The sequence below is a fragment of the Streptomyces antioxidans genome (assembly GCF_000968685.2).
Classification (GTDB): Bacteria; Actinomycetota; Actinomycetes; order Streptomycetales; family Streptomycetaceae; genus Streptomyces; species Streptomyces antioxidans.
Window position 1 is genome coordinate 1 of record NZ_LAKD02000178.1, and the last position, 389, is coordinate 389.

At 62.7% G+C, this 389-nt stretch carries 1 protein-coding gene; it reads right to left on the minus strand.

Going from position 1 to position 389, the window contains the following annotated elements; all coding sequences use genetic code 11:
- Window positions 1–389, minus strand: a 389-nt coding sequence (locus tag VT50_RS37295; protein ID WP_143645357.1) for a polyketide synthase dehydratase domain-containing protein, incomplete at both ends; no start/stop codon positions are given.

The window sequence follows — 389 nt, forward strand, 5'->3', positions numbered from 1 at the left end:
CTCATAACCCCGACCAGCAAACCCCGCATAAAGCTCGTCCACATCCACGGGAGTGGCCCCAGGAGGCGGCCAGCTGGCTCCGCTCTGCACCGGAGAAACCGGCTCCACATCAACCGTCGCGCAACTCAACCCCGTCGCATGGCGCTTCCAGCCCAGATCGACATCATCGGAATCCATCCGCGAGTGAATGCTGAACTCGCGCTGACCGTCCTGTTGGGTCTCCCCGACGACCACCTGCAGATGAACGGTCTCCCCTTCGGGGACCGCAAGAGGTGCTTCAAGGGCGATGTCTTCGATGCCCTGCTGACCCACATGCGTCACCGCATGCATCGCCAACTCGATCAACGCGGCACCCGGCACCAGCACGGTTCCCAAAACCTGGTGATCGG